This window comes from Pleurocapsa minor HA4230-MV1, from assembly GCA_019359095.1.
Classification (GTDB): domain Bacteria; phylum Cyanobacteriota; class Cyanobacteriia; order Cyanobacteriales; family Xenococcaceae; genus Waterburya; species Waterburya minor.
The window spans coordinates 349,982-366,121 of the sequence record JAHHHZ010000017.1 but is presented as its reverse complement, the minus strand read 5'-3'; the positions used below and the strand labels follow the sequence as shown (position 1 = coordinate 366,121).

Here is a 16,140-nt window from a genome sequence, read left to right as displayed (position 1 = left end):
GGATTAAGTACTATGATCGACAACACATATTAAAGACAGGATAAAATATTGAGTAATCGACAGCAGCCAGCAGGAAATAAAAGATCTAACAATAGCTGGCAAGAAGAAATCCAAGAAATCATCAGTGGCGCTTCGGGAGGATTTTTATTTGGCATTCCCTTGCTTTACACGATGGAAGTCTGGTTTATCGGCTCTGAGATCGAACCGCCAATGCTCTTAAGCAGTCTAGCCGTAACGTTTACGATTGTGCTAATGCTCAATCAGATTGAAGGTTTTCGACCACAAAAAAACCTAACTATCTTAGAGAATATCGCCGAAACCATTGAAACCCTAGCGATTGGTATAACCTGTGCAGCCTTGATGTTAATTGTTTTGCAAGAAATTAATGGACAAACATCTTTAAGCGAAGCATTAGGTAAAATTGTTTTTGAGGGTATTCCTTTTTCCGTTGGGGTGGCATTTTCGCGATCGCTTTTAACTAGAGGTGCAGAAACAGATTCCGATAACAATAATCAGTCTGTTCAATCTAACAAGCAGCAAGCTATAGTCTGGAAAGATACTGTGGCAGATCTATTTGCTGCAATGATCGGCGCTTTGTTTGTGTCTTTTAGCATTGCACCAACTGATGAGATAGATATGCTAGCAGCCTCTGCGTCTTCTGGTTGGCTACTGATTATGATGCTGGCTTCGTTATTAATCTCTTATGGCATTGTCTTTGCCTCAAAAATTACCAACTATCAAAATCGTCGAAAACAATCGGGAATATTTCAGAGTCCCAAGAGCGAGACGATTATATCTTATTTAATATCTTTACTAACAGGAATACTAATCATGTGGTTTTTTCACAAACTAACTTTTAGCGATCCGTGGTTCATGTGGCTACGTCATGGCATAGTATTAGGCTTACCTGCCTGTATTGGTGGCGCTGCGGGACGTTTGGCAGTTTAAAGTTTAAAGTTTTGAATCTTGCAGTTAGTTTCCTAGGACAAATTTTATTTATTCCTTCTAGTTTTCCTATGTCCAAAAATTCTCCCAAGCGATCGCTAGCTGAAAAAGTCAGCTTGAGTATTTCATTGTTCTTGTTAAGTATCATTGTTGCCTTGATTTGCTATACCTGGATCACGGGAGATACAAATCCGCCAATTTTATCTGTATCTACTGCTAAAGTAAGACAGGTTAATCAGCAATATTACGTCCCGTTTACCCTCACCAACTTTGGGGGAAAAACTGCTAATTCGGTTGAAGTTGTCGGTGAACTGGTTACTCCAGAAGCAACCCAAGTTGGTCACCAAGAAATCGATTTCTTGTCTCGTCAAGAAACTGTGTCTGGAGAATTTATTTTTGACCAAGATCCCCAAGCAGGAAAATTGAGCGTTAGAGTAGCCAGTTATCAAGAACCATAATATTAATTACTAATTACTGATTACTAATTACTAATTAGGGCGTGTCATCAATTAAGCCAAACGACAGAAGAAGCAAGGTTGAAATACCATTTCCCAAATTCCTTTTTTACTCCATCGGCTATGTCTCGTATGCACCACTCTAAAATCACCAAATCTCGACGGTAAATCTCTCCACGGAATACCTGCTCTGTAACGATATAGTACTGCTTCTATAAACAATCTATTGTCCTTGGCTGTCACTCCCACCGTTCCTTCTCTTCCTGGAAGTAGATTCTTAATTCTTGACCACTGATCATCTCTCAAAGCATAACGTTTGGTCACAATTTACTCTTTCTTTTAGCTCTTCTGTGGATTATTCTATCTCTTCCGAAGCGAGCGCATTTTTCTAATTGATGACACGCCCTAATATTTTTTTGTGGGAAGATGAGGTCTGGTAAATCGACCCAAGCGAGCAAACTAGCGAATGAATATGATGCCATACTACTTTCTGAAGATGAATGGTTGGCAGCTGTTTATCCTGAAGAAATTAAAGTATTTGCTGATTATCTAAAATATTCATCGCGTCTCAAGCCTTTACTAAAGAAACACGTTCAAAATCTCTTAAATTCTGATATTTCCGTAGTTATGGATTTTCCAGGTAATACGCCTAATCAACGAGCTTGGTTCAAAGAAATATTTTCCGAGGATAAAATACCACATAAATTATATTACCTTGAAGCAAGTGATGAACTTTGTCTAAAACAGATCGAACAACGGCGAAAAATTAACCCAAATTCCGCTAATTTTGATACCGAAAAAGTGTTTCATCAAGTAAATAGTTATTTTCAACCTCCTACCGAAGAAGAGGGTTTTAATATCCAAATAGAAAGAAGAGAAAATACATAAGTAGGAAGTAGGAAATAGGAAATAGGAAGTAATAAGAGACTTGGTAGTAGCGCGTCTAGGCTAAAACATTGGGTTCATTTAAGTAGAGTGGGGTGTGCCTCGCCCTACGGATTTTGATTATTTTACCCAACAAGTTAAAGTGGATGTGCTACTACCTTATTACTTTTGAGAAATAGTATTAAAACTAATCTTACTCTTGACACTGAGGACAAAAATGTGAAGATCGCCCACCCAGCTTAATTTTCTCAATGGGAGTATCACAAACTTTGCACGGTTGATTTTTTCTGCCATAAACTAGAGCAGCATCACCATAATTACCGCTAACCCCTAGGAGATCGAGAAAGTCACTAAAAGTTGTTCCGCCTTTGTCAATCGAAGTTTGCAAAACATCTATAATTGCTTGGTGAAGTTTTTTGATTTGCTTTGGTTTTAGCTCGGCAGCTACTGTATGGGGTAAAATTCCACTTTGAAATAGAGCTTCATCGGCGTAGATATTGCCTATTCCCGCCACGATCGCTTGATCTAACAGCAGAGTTTTGATCTGACGACGACAATTATGGAGCTTTTCGGTAAAATACTTGACTGAGAAATCATCGGCAAAGGGTTCAGGGCCTAATTTTTGTAGGCCTGTAATCACAGACTCAAGTTCAGTTTCAGGGGGACAATACCAAACCTTGCCAAAGGTGCGAGTATCAACAAAGCGTAACTCTTGGCGATCGGGGAAGAACAAACGAATACGAGTATGTTTTTGGAGAGGAGCATCCTGCGGTAGCCATAGAAGCTGTCCCGTCATGCGTAGATGTACCCCTAACCAACCTGCGGGGCGATCAGGCTTAGACTGAGTCTTCGGATCGCTTTCTAATTGAGCCAAAAGATATTTACCTCTTCTATGCCACTGGGCGATCGCCACTCCCGTAATTCCTTGCCAAAATTGTTCGATTTCAGGCGGATAAGCTAAAGTCCTGGGTAATAAAACTTCTCCTCCTAGAATTTTCTGCTGGAGAGTTAAATTGTTTAATCCGCGTCGGACTGTTTCTACTTCTGGAAGTTCAGGCAAGATATTTTTCTATTGGTTACAAGTTAAAAATAGTTTACCAGTCTAAAAGTCGCCAGACAGCATTTAAATCGCGTTCTGATTTTAAGGTGTAATATCAAGTCCGCTTGATTACTTCTTATAAAATCTTTGCCCCAAAGTAAGCGGGATAAACGCCTTTGCGCCTTTGCGTCTTTGCGACGCGAAGCTAGTCCTTTAGGGCGCGAGTTTTAATTAAAATTGTCTAAACGGACTTCATCTAACTACCTCATCGGCAAAACTTTGAACAGGGGAAAACTCAAATGGCCCTGCGATCGAACCCCAAACAAGCTCATCTGTTTCAGGATCTCGTCCGCGATCGTAGCTAATTAGCTGTTTATCGGTAAGTTCAAAACTATTATCGAGATAAGTTACCTTACCTTTACGCTCTACAATACAGGCTTTTCCAGGCTTAATTTGCCCTTGAAAACAACTACCTGTCCAAGTCACGTCCATGTCGCACCCGTCCATCTTCTCAATTAGATCGGCAGTGAGAGTACTTAATAATTCTGGGTTGCGGGATGCGCCGTAAAACTTTTCTTGCTCCTTGACCTTAAAATTTTCTAGCTCAAGGCGATCGCCTACTAAGCTCAAGCGAATGACCCGCAAACGATAAGGTTGATTCAGCATAAAATCATATGCCTGTTCTAGAAACAAACTAGTGCCGTCCAGTAAGTCATTGGGTAAAGGACGCATACAGACACGAATGTGAGCAAAAAAGGGTGGATTAGCATAGGCTTGAGCCTGGTTACTAAAGTCTGATGCCATCCAACGGGCGAGGGTGGTTATATCTTGAGAATGAGTCATCTTAGCTGATTTTTAGATAAATATGTATTTTTGACAGCTTATCGTCCTAAATCATGGAGAGCATTAATCACAGCAGCACACTGCTCAGTAACAGCTTGTAGATCTGCTTTATTAGTCGAGGCAGGAGGTGGAATCACCTCGCCAATCCGAACTGTAATCGGCACTGGTTTGGGCAAGGCTGAACCTTTAATTAAAATCTTTTCTGTTCCCCAAAGACTCACGGGTAATAAGGGTACTTTAGTCTTGGCTGCAATCCAAGCTGCACCAAGTTTGGGGTCGGTAATTTTGGCATCGGGAGAACGAGTTCCCTGTAAAAATATCGCTGCGATCCAGCCTGATTCTATAGCTGTGGTAGCTGCACGTAGAGCTGCGCGATCGCCCATTTGACGTTTTACAGGATATGCCCCATAAAGCTGAATTCCCTGCTTGAACACGGGGATTTTGAACAACTCTTCTTTGGCCATAAAAGCTACAGGACGACCCACACAATTAGATAAGATAGGTGGATCGAAATAGCTAGCATGATTACTTACGGCAATTAAGCCACCAGATTGAGGGACATTTTCTGCCCCATAAATATTTAACCGCCAATAAGTATGTAGAGCAGGGCTAACTATTGACCATTTCAATAGATGATAAGATGCCCAATTAGCAAATGACTCTCTTTTCCCTTCCACAAACCGATCTTAAATAAATAACATTATCGTCTTTAACTATATTAGGTTACTGATGTTACTCAGTTATTAATCTGTAAAGATTGAAAAAAAAATAACCGAAAAAAGGATTTTTTGGTTGCTCTTGGAGTTTATTCAACGGATAATGCTGATTTCTGATTATCTGCTTTAGATACTTTAATTTCCTTGACTATTCGCTCCATTTCCTGCCCAATCTGATCTTTATACTGTTCGGGAGCAGCTATATAGGCTTTTTGTAACACTGGCTGGGCTGCGCTCAAGTCGCCTTTTTTCTCCAATACCAAAGCTTTAGCCAAAATAGGACGAAAATCAGTCTGATCTAACTGGGCTAATCGATCGTAGAGGGCGATCGCTTCTCCATATCGTTTCTGATTGGTGTATAGTTCCCCTAGTAATAATTCTACGGCTTCTCGATTAATTGAACCTGCCTGGGGGCTATCAGCATTATCGGCTAACTTAATTGTTTTTTTTAATAAGGCGATCGCTCTCTCTGGTAATGATTGAGTTAAATAGAGATTGGTAATACCACCAAGAGCATAAATATCTCCAGGATGTTCAGCTAATACTTCGTTATATACTGCGGCTGCTCCTTCATAATCTTCAATTTGTGACTTGGCTTGAGCCAGTAAAGTACTATATTCAGTCTGTTCAGGATGAAGTTTTGCTAATGTTTCCAAGGGAGCGATCGCGCTGTTTAAATCTTTTTGTTGTAATCTAATTTTTAATAGACCATTTAAAGCCGTGTCGTTGTTTGGTTCACGTTCTAGAACTTTTTGATAACCAGAAGCTTCTGCTTCTATGAGTGCTAGTTCTTGCTGTGAAAGGGTGATTACCTCTTGATTGGGATTTGTGGCAAATTGTTGTCCTTCAAGGACACTGCCTAATATCGGCAGGGCAGAAGCAGTTATTAAAGAAAATAACATCATGCCTAAAACTAAATAAATCCAACTACTGCGCTTTTTCTTCATGCTCTTATCACCAAATTACGATCAGCAGATTATACTTGATTTGTTGGTTAAGGTCATCAGACCAACTCTCCTATCGTTTATTCTAGAGGGAGAAGCTAATTTGATTTAGACAGACAAAACTAGAGGTTATTTTAAATTTCATGAGAATATAAAGTATGATTTCTTGGACAATTTTAATTTCTCTGACATTTTCTGGATGCAGTTTCAATTGATGAGATGTAATATCCCATTAATTAAGATACTATCGCTCTATGAATTCGGCTCACGATAATTCTGAACAACCCAATCAACTTTCTACTGCTGTCAATCAATTGGCTGAATCTACCATGACCAATAACTCTCAGGATTCCATCCTGCCCAATTCCCAACCCGAGGTAAACCCAGAAAGGAAGCAGCCAATTCCTCCTCCTTCCCATCCACGACAATATCGTGCTATCGGTCTGATCGAAGCTAAATATCAACAGAGTGACGATCAGATGACTCAAGGAACTTTGTTGACTACTGATGGGGCTCAAATTGAAGCAGTGCTGCTAGGTCGTATTATCAGTCTGATTAAAAATCATCTTGACCTCGAACAAGAGCATTTGTGGGTAGTTTATCCCCGAACTAAAATACAGGAGGATCGTCTTCATGCTCAAATCGTTGGGGTATGGGAACCAGAAACCCTCAGCCAAGACTCAGAGGAATTAGAGGCATCGGGTAAAGAAGCTGAACACGGTTATTTCTCAATTCGAGGCGAAGTAATTTTTTACTCTACAGAAGAAGAAATTGTCATCGTCAAAGTCAAGCAGTTTCCCCGTAAGGAAGGTGAAAAACCGAAGTTCTTTAAACTTAAACTGAAGGGAGTTTTGGGAGATAAACCCCTACGTCGTTTTTGGGATCTGAAGGTGCGTCTTGAGGGAGAAGATTTGATTATTGAAGAAGGAACAGATCTAGGCTTTGCTCAAAAACGCAAACCCCAGTTTAAGAAAGATCCGAAAAAAATTCAGCTTAAATCAGCTCGCCCCCAAAGAACTAGTGCCACAGCTCGTCCTATTTTGCCCAAGAAAAAGCCAAGCGATGGACAGTGATTACTGATTACTAATTACTGATTACTGATTACTGAAGTTGTCCTAAAGGATTCACTAAAGTACTAGCTACGCGTCGCCCTATGGTCACGAAGCTTCTCCTTTAGGACTAATTACATTAGCCAGATAATTATTCTCAGGAAATAATCGACCTGTTGCTGTCTTGAAGAATAAAAGGGCGATCGCTCCCTTGAGAACTAAAAATGACTGTAATATCAAGTCCGCTTATGTACTTCTAATAAAATCTTTGCCCCAACAGCGCGATTATTCAAGGCGAAATGAATTCGCCGAATCTCGCGCTCAAACTAAGCGGGATAAACGCCTTTGTGTCTTTGCGACGCGAAGCTAGTGCTAAAGCACATTGTACCCTTGTGGTATACCGCTTCGCATATCCTTTAGGGCGCGAGTTTTAATTCAACTGTTTATTCATACTTGATATAATTCGAGCAATTGTACTGTGAAAGGCTAAAGGCGAATATATTTTTCAAAAATATTGCTAAAATCTCGTTTTGTATAGCGCTCTAAAATTGTGGCATTAAAATTCACGAAAATGGTATTGAAATGCTGCACGATTGAGGCTTCGTTTTCAATGTTATTGATTTTATACATTGATGATAGAGCCTGAAGACAGAGAACGGCATTGTTGCGGCTGATTTCTTCCTTATGTTGAAGCTTGCTAATTGTAATTAAAACTTTGTAAATATCTTTGAGTGATTCGAGGGACTGGCGATCGACATCAATGCTAAAAACTTGGCTATTACCCAAGGTAAACTTTATTTCAATATCTAAGTCAATATTGCCTGCGGTTTCAATAAAAACTTGTGAAACTTGATAACTGGCATATTCATAACGCTTAACAATTCTTTTGTTGGAAATAGCAGAATCTCCATCAACATGAATTAAAGCCAAATTAGTAAAGCAGTATTCATCTTTTTTGGATTTGATTAGAAAAAAGATTTTTTCCCCATCTTCGTGAAACAAATAATCATCAGCATCTACTTTATCGTAATCGGCAGGGGAAATAATTTTGCCAATATCGCTCAAACCTAGTGTTTCGGCTGCTATTTTTTTAAACATTTTTCAACGGGCAAATTAGCTAGTGCAATATTTTAGCCCTTATTTAGAATAATGGCTTTGTTAGGATGGACAAAAATAACTTAGAGCAAAAACGTTTTAAGATGAGCTGCGTTGTCTGCCAATTAATCAATCTAGATAATTACTCTAAGGAAATAATAGACTTGTTACTGTCTTGAGGGATAAAAAGGCGATCGCTAGGCAGAGGAGCAACTGGTTCGGTTAAAGTAAATTTACCTGTTTCGATCCACTCCTTTAATTCTTGGGCAACCTTCAAAGAACGATATTTACTAGCTAGGGGGGCAACCCTAACCGATCTACCATCGATGGTCATATGCCCTTTTTGCAGCTGTTCGTAACTGACTAGACCAAAAGTAGGACGAACTCGGCGAGGAATGGAAAAATCAATCACAGGGGCAACAATGTCTTGGTCTACTACAGAGCAGTTTTGAATCACTTTTTCACTAGTCACAGGTAAGGCCACTCCTACTCCCAGCATAATTGACGGCCCATAATTTTTGAAATAGCAGCCTCGTACCCAGTCAGCACTCATTTGTTTAGCGTCACCAATTAGGGCAACAGTAGCAGCAGGGCCAATGGGGGTACGATTGGGTAAACGTTTTTGTAAAGGAAAATTTTGTGTCCCTTCCCAAGCAATATAGCCAATGCCACCACCCAAAAAGATTTTGCTACCAATGCCCACAGAAGTTAAATCTGGATCGTTGAGTAGAGGCGAAATTGCCCCAGGATTAGAATACACCGCGTTACCTAATCTCGGCTGTAATGCTCCTAAATAAGTATATAAAGTGCGATCGCCACCGTTTACACCCACAATGAAGTTCTGATAGAGATTGCGTGGGTTAAATAAATAAAATTGGTTGATATTATCTTTGGTAATCGCATTTTCCCACATTGCTCTGGGATAACAATCAGTTTTTTGACCGATCGCTTTAAGTTGGACGGCTCTCCCTGCAATCAAGTCCTCGATTACATGACCACCACCTTTTTCCCCACCGATACCTTCTCGTAAATTAGGATCGCTTTCTTGAAGATTGTAGTCCGCTGTGGCAGTTGCTCCCAAATAAAGATCCACTGCCCCAAAAGCAGCATAGGCAGCAATACCATCAAGCCAACATTGGCGAATCTTAATCGGCGGATCGGTATGTCCCAGATTAATAATTGCTCCCGTGGACTCCATTGGCTCAAATGTCCCCGTTGTGACAACATCTACCTGTTCAAAGATTTTGCTGATGCCTAGCTGAGGAACTTTTGCCTTAACTTCTGCTACTGTCCAAGCGACGGCTTGACCACGACTAATTTTTTCATTTATTTCAGCAATTGTTCGCATGTAATTGATTACTGGTTACTGATTACTAATTACTAATTACCGATTTGACTCGTTATTCTTCTTCTGAGGTTGCTACTTCTTTAATCACTATTTTTTTTTCTAAGTTTTGATTTCCTGTAAAAGAATAATTCCAATTATCTAAAACATCTTTAACAATTACTTCTTTAAACCAAATCTGAGCAACTACGGTTAAGGGTAGGGAGAGAAATAGACCAAGAAAACCAAAAAAAGTGGCAAAAAATAGCTGAGACAATAGAGTAATCGCTGGCAGCAAAGCAACCTGTTGCGCCATCACAATCGGAGTCAAAATATTACTTTCAATCTGTTGAATAATTATATAAAGAACTAGGACAGCTAGAGCTTTCCAAGGAGCTTCAATCAGAGCGATCGCCATAGGCGAAATTACACTTAAGGTTGGCCCTAAATTAGGAATAAAAGTCATTACCCCCGCTAGCATTGCTTGAGATAGAGCCAAGGGAATACCTAGTAGTAAAAGTACAGTAAAGCTCAAAATAGCAATTACCACCATATTGAATAAAATCCCTACTAGCCATCCTTCTAAACCTTCTGCACATAGATTTAAAATCTCTTCAACTCGGCGACGATAGAAGGCAGGAAATAACCGCTTAAAACCCTGCCGATAAGTCATAGGATCGGCAAGTAACATTAAAGTGATGGCTAACAGCAGCAAAATACCTAACAAAACGCCCAAAGAATTGTAGAAAATTGTTAACCCGCTACCTAAAAATTGGTTGAGCAGAGGTTGTAATTGCCGATTTAATTCTTCGGTATCTGGCAATAAAGTTATTATTCGAGGATCGAGACGCTCTGAAAGTAAATCAGTCCAGGTGTTTAATCTTTCTATCCCTTGGGGAATTAATTTACCTAAATCTTGAAACTGGTCAATAAACGGTGGTATAACAATCCAAACACAACTAACACTCACAAAAATAAGCAACAACATTGACAAAAGAACCGCACTAAATCGCTTGATACCTCGGCGTTGAAAGGTTTTAACCAAGATATTTAAGGATGTTGCTAAGACAATTGCCGTAAAAAGCAGTAGCAGTAACTGCTTGATTTGCCACAATATATATATGGAGATAAAAAAGACAATTAGACCAATCCAAGCACCAAAATTCACTTTTTTAAACTCCTTTGGTTGAGCATAGCAGGCATAAAGTTGGCCTATAGATTAACCTAATTTTTGAGTTTTGCTATCTAATATATTATTGATAATTCACGGGAAATAATCTAGTTACGATGTTATTTGTGCAATTTAGTGCTTAATTAACTCTGATAGTAGCGCCAGCCCAAGATTAAACCAATAACCACAGATGGCATTAAAACAATAGTTAAAGCAGTAATTGTAGTGGGCTGAAGCTCTAGATATCGGCCTCCATACTTAACTAACAAAGATAATCCAAGAGAAAATAGCAGTATTTTAAAGACAAAAATAGCTTGATTGTTCATTAAGCTTGGTTGATAAATAGCATAAGTCACAATTCTTGCACTAGCAAACACAGTAGTTGCTATCCACAACTTTAGCAGGTGTCAATAGCCGTCTAATAATTATCGGTAAAATTGAGCAAAAATTGATTTCTTAGTTAGCGATCGCAATTTAAGATCATCGTCGCGCCAAAAATTATCTCAGTTTTTGCTTGATAAAAGTGACAAGTTGATTAAACTGTTTTTTCATCTGCTCTGACTCTTGTTCTAGACGGTAAACTTTAGACTTTAAATACTCAATTTCAGCGGTTAAGGCAGAAAGATTGGCATTAGCTCCACTAGCTGCTTTGGGGGATGCTGTAACCAATGCTTGCGGCTGTTTTTTCGCCTTCATCATTGCATCGCGAATCGCATTAATGAGCTGTTCTTTATCAAAAGGTTTTTCGACAAAGGAAAAATATTCAAAAGGCTCAGTAATTTTATCGGTGACTTCTTCCTTGCGACCAGACATCAAAACCAAGGGAATTGAGCGATATTGTGATTGCTTCTGGATCTCTTGATATACTTCCCACCCACTCATTTTTGGTAACAGAAAATCTAACATAATTAAATTGGGATTTTCTGTTCTAATTAAGTTGAATCCTTCAAGACCATCTTTGGCTTCAATAATGTCAAAATTACCCTCTGGCAACATATCTTTGACTCGCATTCTAATGACTTTACTATCATCAATAACTAGAATTTTGTGGGTTGACACGATTTACTCCTAAGCGACTAACTCTTGATACCTGATATCGACTAGACTGGTTTTGACAGTTAGTTTTGGGTTACAAGTTTAGAGTTCCCTTTTGAATTACTAAAATAACAGGAAAAAACATCTAATAAATAATTATTTTTGTAATTTACGCCGAGTGCTAATTTCAAGCCACAAAAGCGCTTTAATTAAACGGTCTTTAAATTTAGATGATGTATTACGTAGCTGAATCAGCCTGACTTAATGCTTTTTACATGAGCTAAAAATTAAAAACTAATGACTTTGAAAATAACTAATTTACAATACTTTTGCTAATCGTCAATAAATTATGAATCACTCTGCACATTCTTCAACCAAAAACCATTGGCATACTGAAGCGACTTCTTTACCTGCGTGGTTAAAGCGACCTATCGGTAAGGCAAGTGAACTGTCTACCGTACAGAAAATTATTAAACAGAGAGACATTCATACTATCTGTGAAGAAGGAAGATGTCCTAATCGTGGAGAATGCTACAGCAATCGGACTGCCACTTTCTTATTAATGGGTCAGACTTGTACTCGCGCTTGTGCTTTTTGTCAGGTAGAAAAGGGTCATGCACCGATGATTCTCGATCCTGATGAGCCAAAAAAGGTAGCTGATGCTGTTAAATTATTAGGCTTACGCTACGTGGTGTTAACCTCTGTTGCGAGGGACGATCTAGATGATGGCGGTGCAGCTTGGTTTGTGAGAGTGATGACAGCTATACGCCAAGAAAATCCATCAACTCAAATTGAAGTACTAACCCCCGATTTTTGGAGTGGTAAATCGGCAGATATTAGTCAACAGCAGCGAGTGGCAACCGTCGTCACAGCCAAACCTGTTTGCTACAATCACAATTTAGAGACTGTTCCCCGTTTACAAGCACCTGTTAGACGAGGTGCAAAATACGATCGCTCGCTTAATGTTTTACGCTTCGTCAAAGAAATAGACTCCAGTATTGCTACTAAATCAGGTTTGATGTTGGGGTTAGGAGAGACAGAAGCAGAGGTAATTCAGACTTTAAAAGATTTACGGCAAATTAAATGCGATCGCCTTACTCTCGGTCAATATATGCGTCCTTCTTTGGCTCATCTTCCTGTAGTCAAATATTGGACTCCTGATGAATTTACTCGTTTAGGAGCAATAGCTCAAGATCTGGGGTTTTCTCATGTTCGTTCTGCACCATTGGTTAGAAGTTCTTATCATGCAGGAGAAGAGTGATTACTGATTACTAATTATCTCGATTAAGTTCATGCCAATCGGCGATCGACCATTTAAATACAGAAACCATAACTTTATCGATTAGCGGTGGGATTAGATCTATCTATATTCTATAGTTTTGTCATTAGCCGATATATCTTAGGTAGTCTTGTTAACAGGGAATCACTTCAACATTAGCAATGAATAATAATTGGGAACCATCACAAATCGAGAACAAGATTGGCATCAATTTTAAATACGATCAAACTCTTCGCCTAGCATTGATTCATTCTTCCTATGCCAAGCTAATTGATGAGCCTGAAATTAACAATCAGCGTTTGGAACTTTTAGGGGAGGCAATTCTTAATTTAGTTTTGGTTGACTACATTTATTGGAATTTTTCTCACTTTCAGGTAGGAAAACAAAAGGCATTGGTGAGTAAGTTAACCGAATCAGAAAGACTAACTAATTTTTGGTACGATTTACAGCTAGGCGAATTTTATCCATTTTTGGATCTTAAAGAAGAACGTCATCGTTTACGAGTCAAGCAAAGTAATCCCTTTGAACAGGCTTGCAAAGCTTTAATCGGTGCAATATTTATAGATCGCGGTTTTGCGCAGACACGCAATTGGCTACAAAAACGGTTAATCGTGCCATCCCTCAAACGTTATCTCAAGCCTGAATTAGAACATGCTCCCTCGGATAAACATATTGAGTTTTTAGGAGATACTTTACTTCAAACGGTTGTCGTTGATTATTTATATAAACAGATTCATCTAGCAAGTCCCAATATTTTAAAATCTTTGGCTCGAAAACTTACTGCTAAAGAAAGTCAGAGTAATTACCTGAAATTATCTGATCCTACTTGGTCAGCTATGTTTGCTGAACAGATAAAACCTAAGTCATATAAAACTTTACTCGCAAAAATATATCTACATCTTGACAGCGAAAACAGTAAATCTAGCTTCCGTAAAACCAGTGCTTACTTTGCTCAAGACTGTCTTGACGATGATGAAATTATGGCTACAGCGATCGCTTTACTCCTTAAAGACGGTAAACCGCAAAAATGGATTATTCATAAAGTGATGAACTATTCTAATAATCAATACAATGAAGGTCGAGAAAAATACTATGAGCTAATTGGTGAAAATGAGCCAGCAAACTAATTAGTAATTATGATGGTGATAGTCACCACAGCCAATCGCCTGCTCTGTATTAGCTACCGAAGGATTGATCGTACATTTGAGACGATAGTCTCCTGTAAAAAAGCGACACTTACTACAGGGAATTTGATGCATTTTTTTAGCTTGAGCGATTACATCCAAAATGCAGCTAATTAAACTCCAAGTACAAAGGCTCAAAATGGAAAAAGCTCCAACTACACGAAGTTGAAGCAGTAATGGTTTGAATAGAATAGCGGAATTTAAAGCAAATTGAAACACAGCTAATTATCACTTAAAAAACTTACATTATAAGCTTTTATTATGACATACATTAAATTATCAAATCTATGTCTTTGGTTCAATATTACCAGTTAGAGACGGGTCTTAATAATCTGAAATATTTGCATGATTTGCTGTTTGTTGAATGTTTTAAGTAAAGCGATCGCAGCACCTTGAGGATCTGTGGGAATACTCACTGTGCCAGCACCAACAGCACTAGCAACACCACTAGCAGTACCGCCTGCCGTAGCTGCCAACTGCTGAAGGTTTTTACTGATCGTGAGTTTGTTTGCCTGACCAGCATTTAAATAGTCGCCAGCCTGCTTGATTTCTTTAATAACTACCTGAGCAATTGTGCTGTAGGGATACTTTTTATTAGTGATCGCTGTTTGAGTAGTGGAAATAAGATTTTGCCAGTTAGCTTCACTAGGGGCAATTTCCCCCAAGCTTCTACAGCATAAATGCAGTTTCTGACGGCTTTCTGGACTGTCAGGCTGCTTGAATATCTGTAGCATTTGCTTGAGTATTTTTGTCACTTGCTGAGGGACGTTTGCTTGACCCGAAGTAGATCCTGAGAGTAGCTGCTGGAGATATTGATCTAAGATCGCAAAATTTGATTCTGATTGCTGTAAAATTTCTACTGCATCAGCATCCTTAAAATCGGCAGAATTTTCTAAACGTTCAATTAAATCTTGAAGATGATCGTAACCGTTAAGAAATAAAGTTTCTAGCTTTTGGTCGACATCAACAGGATTATCTTTCAATATTTTGAAAGAATCTTCGAGACGATGAGCAGTTTTTTGAATACTGGTGTAGCCCAACATTGCAGCACCACCTTTGACTGAGTGAGCAGCTCGAAACATTTCGTTAACAGTCTCGGTATCCTGTACAGACGTAGCTAGCTGTAGAATTCCTTGCTCTAATGTTTGCAGATGTTCTTTTGCTTCTTCGATAAAATATCCGAGAATTCTCTGTTGATTAGCTGTATCCACCTACTATCCCCCGTGTCCTTAAACGCTGTTAAAATGTCTAAAAATGTCTATATAAAGCACTATATATTGACAAGTTTATCCCAGACTCCATAAATTGGGTAGTTGATTTTCAATATTCAATGAATAGGCTGAGCGATTTAACCAGAATGAGCTTAATCCTGCATTTTTTGCGCCTGCGTAATCTTCAGTTGGACTATCGCCAATATGCCATGCTTGGTCTGAGGGCAAATTATGTTTACTCAAAGCGAGCTGGAAAATATTAGACTTCGGCTTGGCAAATCCCGCCACTGAAGAAATGGTAATACTAGTAAAAAACTGATCTAGATCTAAGAGATTCAGTACTTTTATTAAGCGACTGTCAAAATTAGAAATAACGCCTAATTCAATTTTGCGATCGCTGCATTTAGTTAAACAATTAACAGTATCAGGAAATACATACCAAGGATCTTTCGTCCCAAAATAAAGATATATTTCCCTAAAAAAAGCATTAAAATCGCTAAAGTTTTCTAATACCTCTAACTGCTCAAAAGTTGCTGATACTACTTGTTTCCACCAGTCAAATTCCTGTTGCTTAATTATTGTTAGTTCATTAGGCGAAAATCCTAATGGAGGGGCAGATTTAAAGCTATTTGCAAAAGCCTGTTCTATCTGTTCTGCATCTATTTCTACACCATATTGATGGGCATATTGATGGTATATTTCCCCGACACTAGTTTTTAGATCGAATAAAGTACCCATAGCATCAAAAAAAATGACTTTGGGTAGAGACTCGCGGGGTAATTGGTCTAATATTTGCATGATTAACTGACGTTAGGCAGAAAAAAGTTAGTAATTACAATTATGTAGGGAGATAGGGAGATAGGGAGATAATTATTGCCCCAAGTCCCTAATTCCCGACGCGAAGCTAGTGCTAAAGCACTTGTCTACCGAACTAAGCGGCATATGCGGAGCAGTATCCTTTAGGA

At 38.9% G+C, this 16,140-nt stretch carries 18 protein-coding genes and 1 pseudogene; 6 read left to right on the top strand and 13 right to left on the bottom strand.

Annotated elements, in window-relative coordinates; translation table 11 throughout:
• Nucleotides 1–48: 48 nt before the first annotated feature.
• Together KME09_08955 and KME09_08950 are read left to right on the top strand one after the other, a co-directional pair.
• Nucleotides 49–948, top strand: a complete 900-nt coding sequence (locus KME09_08955; GenBank protein MBW4534054.1) for a TIGR02587 family membrane protein — start codon at nt 49–51, stop codon at nt 946–948.
• A gap of 68 nt (nt 949–1,016) precedes the next feature.
• Nucleotides 1,017–1,403, top strand: coding sequence for a TIGR02588 family protein (locus KME09_08950; protein MBW4534053.1), 387 nt, complete (start codon nt 1,017–1,019; stop codon nt 1,401–1,403).
• Nucleotides 1,404–1,481: 78 nt separating this feature from the next.
• Here KME09_08950 and KME09_08945 read toward each other — a convergent pair.
• Nucleotides 1,482–1,724 (bottom strand): annotated as a pseudogene (locus KME09_08945) (transposase).
• Between the two features lie 102 nt (nt 1,725–1,826).
• Between KME09_08945 and KME09_08940 the strand changes: the two are divergent.
• Nucleotides 1,827–2,288, top strand: a complete 462-nt coding sequence (locus tag KME09_08940) for an ATP-binding protein (protein ID MBW4534052.1) — start codon at nt 1,827–1,829, stop codon at nt 2,286–2,288.
• A 190-nt stretch (nt 2,289–2,478) separates the two neighbouring features.
• Here KME09_08940 and KME09_08935 read toward each other — a convergent pair whose 3' ends face one another.
• The 4 genes from KME09_08935 to KME09_08920 all read right to left on the bottom strand — a co-directional run bounded on the left by KME09_08935 (nt 2,479) and on the right by KME09_08920 (nt 5,785).
• Entirely contained in the window at nt 2,479–3,345 is an 867-nt protein-coding gene (locus KME09_08935) for a DNA-formamidopyrimidine glycosylase (protein ID MBW4534051.1), read from the bottom strand.
• A gap of 231 nt (nt 3,346–3,576) precedes the next feature.
• Nucleotides 3,577–4,167, bottom strand: coding sequence for a chromophore lyase CpcT/CpeT (locus tag KME09_08930; GenBank protein ID MBW4534050.1), 591 nt, complete (start codon nt 4,165–4,167; stop codon nt 3,577–3,579).
• Nucleotides 4,168–4,205: 38 nt separating this feature from the next.
• Nucleotides 4,206–4,844: a 1-acyl-sn-glycerol-3-phosphate acyltransferase gene (locus KME09_08925; GenBank protein ID MBW4534049.1), complete on the bottom strand. Its 639-nt coding sequence runs from the start codon at nt 4,842–4,844 to the stop codon at nt 4,206–4,208.
• A gap of 128 nt (nt 4,845–4,972) precedes the next feature.
• Nucleotides 4,973–5,785 carry a tetratricopeptide repeat protein gene (locus KME09_08920; GenBank protein ID MBW4534048.1) on the bottom strand — a complete coding sequence of 271 codons (813 nt, stop codon included), beginning with the start codon at nt 5,783–5,785 and terminating at the stop codon, nt 4,973–4,975.
• Nucleotides 5,786–6,081: 296 nt separating this feature from the next.
• On the opposite strand from KME09_08920, the gene KME09_08915 reads away from it, so the two are divergent.
• Nucleotides 6,082–6,900, top strand: coding sequence for a hypothetical protein (locus tag KME09_08915; protein MBW4534047.1), 819 nt, complete (start codon nt 6,082–6,084; stop codon nt 6,898–6,900).
• Nucleotides 6,901–7,362: 462 nt separating this feature from the next.
• Here the strand turns inward: KME09_08915 and KME09_08910 are convergent, their stop codons facing one another.
• The 5 genes from KME09_08910 to KME09_08890 all read right to left on the bottom strand — a co-directional run bounded on the left by KME09_08910 (nt 7,363) and on the right by KME09_08890 (nt 11,525).
• On the bottom strand, nt 7,363–7,974 hold the full coding sequence (locus tag KME09_08910; GenBank protein ID MBW4534046.1) for a PH domain-containing protein: 612 nt from the start codon (nt 7,972–7,974) through the stop codon (nt 7,363–7,365).
• 139 nt (nt 7,975–8,113) lie between these two features.
• Entirely contained in the window at nt 8,114–9,319 is a 1,206-nt protein-coding gene (locus KME09_08905; protein MBW4534045.1) for a homocysteine biosynthesis protein, read from the bottom strand.
• Nucleotides 9,320–9,371: 52 nt separating this feature from the next.
• A complete protein-coding gene (locus KME09_08900) occupies nt 9,372–10,463 on the bottom strand; it encodes an AI-2E family transporter (protein ID MBW4534044.1) in 1,092 nt (363 codons plus the stop codon).
• A gap of 146 nt (nt 10,464–10,609) precedes the next feature.
• Complete coding sequence (locus KME09_08895; protein MBW4534043.1) at nt 10,610–10,792, bottom strand: hypothetical protein; 183 nt, start codon at nt 10,790–10,792, stop codon at nt 10,610–10,612.
• Between the two features lie 172 nt (nt 10,793–10,964).
• Nucleotides 10,965–11,525: a response regulator gene (locus tag KME09_08890; GenBank protein MBW4534042.1), complete on the bottom strand. Its 561-nt coding sequence runs from the start codon at nt 11,523–11,525 to the stop codon at nt 10,965–10,967.
• Nucleotides 11,526–11,850: 325 nt separating this feature from the next.
• On the opposite strand from KME09_08890, the gene lipA reads away from it, so the two are divergent.
• Nucleotides 11,851–12,762: a lipoyl synthase gene (gene lipA / locus KME09_08885; GenBank protein MBW4534041.1), complete on the top strand. Its 912-nt coding sequence runs from the start codon at nt 11,851–11,853 to the stop codon at nt 12,760–12,762.
• A 179-nt stretch (nt 12,763–12,941) separates the two neighbouring features.
• Nucleotides 12,942–13,907: a ribonuclease III gene (locus KME09_08880; protein MBW4534040.1), complete on the top strand. Its 966-nt coding sequence runs from the start codon at nt 12,942–12,944 to the stop codon at nt 13,905–13,907.
• On the opposite strand, the gene KME09_08875 is transcribed toward KME09_08880, so the two are convergent.
• From KME09_08875 to KME09_08865, 3 genes are all read right to left on the bottom strand, one after another.
• Nucleotides 13,908–14,183: a hypothetical protein gene (locus KME09_08875; GenBank protein MBW4534039.1), complete on the bottom strand. Its 276-nt coding sequence runs from the start codon at nt 14,181–14,183 to the stop codon at nt 13,908–13,910.
• Nucleotides 14,184–14,275: 92 nt separating this feature from the next.
• A complete protein-coding gene (locus KME09_08870) occupies nt 14,276–15,175 on the bottom strand; it encodes an Hpt domain-containing protein (GenBank protein MBW4534038.1) in 900 nt (299 codons plus the stop codon).
• Nucleotides 15,176–15,250: 75 nt separating this feature from the next.
• On the bottom strand, nt 15,251–15,973 hold the full coding sequence (locus tag KME09_08865) for an HAD-IA family hydrolase (protein ID MBW4534037.1): 723 nt from the start codon (nt 15,971–15,973) through the stop codon (nt 15,251–15,253).
• Nucleotides 15,974–16,140 lie beyond the last annotated feature (167 nt).

Coding starts and splice junctions, on each gene's coding strand:
- KME09_08915 (MBW4534047.1), top strand. CDS start 6,082: ATGAATTCGGCTCACGATAATTCTGAACAACCCAATCAACTTTCTACT.
- lipA (MBW4534041.1), top strand. CDS start 11,851: ATGAATCACTCTGCACATTCTTCAACCAAAAACCATTGGCATACTGAA.
- KME09_08930 (MBW4534050.1), bottom strand. CDS start 4,167: ATGACTCATTCTCAAGATATAACCACCCTCGCCCGTTGGATGGCATCA.
- KME09_08920 (MBW4534048.1), bottom strand. CDS start 5,785: ATGTTATTTTCTTTAATAACTGCTTCTGCCCTGCCGATATTAGGCAGT.
- KME09_08940 (MBW4534052.1), top strand. CDS start 1,827: ATGAGGTCTGGTAAATCGACCCAAGCGAGCAAACTAGCGAATGAATAT.
- KME09_08880 (MBW4534040.1), top strand. CDS start 12,942: ATGAATAATAATTGGGAACCATCACAAATCGAGAACAAGATTGGCATC.
- KME09_08950 (MBW4534053.1), top strand. CDS start 1,017: ATGTCCAAAAATTCTCCCAAGCGATCGCTAGCTGAAAAAGTCAGCTTG.
- KME09_08895 (MBW4534043.1), bottom strand. CDS start 10,792: ATGAACAATCAAGCTATTTTTGTCTTTAAAATACTGCTATTTTCTCTT.
- KME09_08865 (MBW4534037.1), bottom strand. CDS start 15,973: ATGCAAATATTAGACCAATTACCCCGCGAGTCTCTACCCAAAGTCATT.
- KME09_08905 (MBW4534045.1), bottom strand. CDS start 9,319: ATGCGAACAATTGCTGAAATAAATGAAAAAATTAGTCGTGGTCAAGCC.
- KME09_08910 (MBW4534046.1), bottom strand. CDS start 7,974: ATGTTTAAAAAAATAGCAGCCGAAACACTAGGTTTGAGCGATATTGGC.